Source organism: Acinetobacter sp. YH12108 (genome assembly GCF_013419055.1).
Taxonomy (GTDB): Bacteria; Pseudomonadota; Gammaproteobacteria; order Pseudomonadales; family Moraxellaceae; genus Acinetobacter.
Map to the genome: position 1 here is coordinate 1 of NZ_VPAW01000059.1, position 1626 is coordinate 1626.

The window sequence follows — 1626 nt, forward strand, 5'->3', positions numbered from 1 at the left end:
GCTGATACCAAGTGCCTTGGCCGCATGCCGAAAATTCAGATGCTCGGCGACGGCGATGAACTGAACAAGGGAAATGAGCGGTATCCTGCCAGACAGGATACCGACATTCACGAGGTTTCGATGGTTAGTGCGCCGCATCGGAGCGGGCCTGCTACCAGTCGTCGGTTAGACGACTGGCGACTTCTCGGTGGCAGCCCCACGGAGCCGAAGGAGCACCAGCCCCAACGAAACCAGTACCGCCATCGCCGTGGCGTAACAGATCACGGGCCACGCTGTGTCACCGTTTAAAAGTGCCACCGCCAATGTCCCGACAATGCTGACTATCAGGCTTTGAACGCAGAAGTAGAACGCGACCGCTGATCCCGCGATGTCGTCGAACTCTGCCAAAGCGCCGTTCGCGGTAACGGACACCGTGAAGACAATACCGACCGCGACAACCCACATCGGTAGGATGAAGGTGAGGAATGACGGCGAGCCGTAAAGTTCGCCGATCCCCAACAGGACCGCTCCGCAAACAAGCAACGCCATCCCACGCGCCACGCATCCTGCGATGCCCCATCTGGCGACAAAGGACTTCGCGAAACGGGTTGTCACGATCATTACAAGCGCGACAGTGGCGAAGGCAAAGCTGAATCCGATCTCGGAATATTCCGCTTGGCCTATGAGCACACGGGGAGCCGTCGAGAAGAAGACGAAGAAGGTGCCCATACCGGCGCTAAAGCCGACAGTGTAAACCCAAAAAGCCGGACTCGCGAAGATCGGCAAGACAGATCGGCGCGTCTTGACTTGATCCAGAGGGCGGGTTTCGTGCCACCTGAAACCCGCATTTAGGAGTGCGAGCATCGCCAGTATAGCCAAAGTAATGAATATCGCCTGCCATCCCAAGAACTCGCCGATCAATGCTCCGGCGATAGGGCCGAGCGCAGGCACGAACGCCAGCATCGAACTGAAAAGGCCGTAGATGACGACACCCTCAGGACGGTTGGCATAAACGTCGCGAACCGTCGCGAACGTCGCCACCAGCATGGCCGACGCGCCCACTGCTTGAAGTAGACGGAAAGCGACAAAGGCCGGTGCAGTTGAAGACCAAGCTGCTCCCAGAGACGCAATGACGAAAGCCGTTGCGCCCGCAAGTAGAATTGGCCGTCGCCCGATTCTGTCTGAGAGCGGACCAAAAATCACCTGGCCCACGCCGAGCATCACCATATAGAGGCTCAACGTGAGTTGGATCATAGCGGGCGTCGTGTTCAGGATGCCGGGCATCGCTGGAACGACAGGGAGATAAATATCCATCGCCAGTGAAGCGAGGATGTCGAAAGGAGCCATCAGCAGCAGTGCTGCCGGCAGCGTATAGGCCCACGCGGGGCGTGTGGTGGTCATGACGAATCAACCCTCGATTAAGGAATACCGGGCGACGTCTGCTCGTCAGCAATCAGATGAGACTAGCCTTACAGAGCGCCGCAACAACAATACTGGTTGTTGCGGCTTACTTGTCTGCTGACTTGGAATTTCCCATCTGATTACTCCACGCTTACGAATATGAATTGCTACATTTTATCCGATTATCTTTTGCTTCGCAATGCGGCATGGGCGCACTCAGCGTTCCAGCCCCCTCTGCCGCCCTAA

Annotated in this window: 2 protein-coding genes; both read right to left on the reverse strand. The window is 57.1% G+C overall.

The features are described 5' to 3' along the window. Positions 1-138 (reverse strand): LysR family transcriptional regulator (locus tag FTU46_RS16830; protein ID WP_257222279.1); only part of this gene is annotated, 138 nt, incomplete at its 3' end. A gap of 27 nt (positions 139-165) precedes the next feature. After that, a complete protein-coding gene (floR, locus tag FTU46_RS16590; protein ID WP_000214119.1) occupies positions 166-1380 on the reverse strand; it encodes a chloramphenicol/florfenicol efflux MFS transporter FloR in 1215 nt (404 codons plus the stop codon). Positions 1381-1626: the final 246 nt, after the last annotated feature.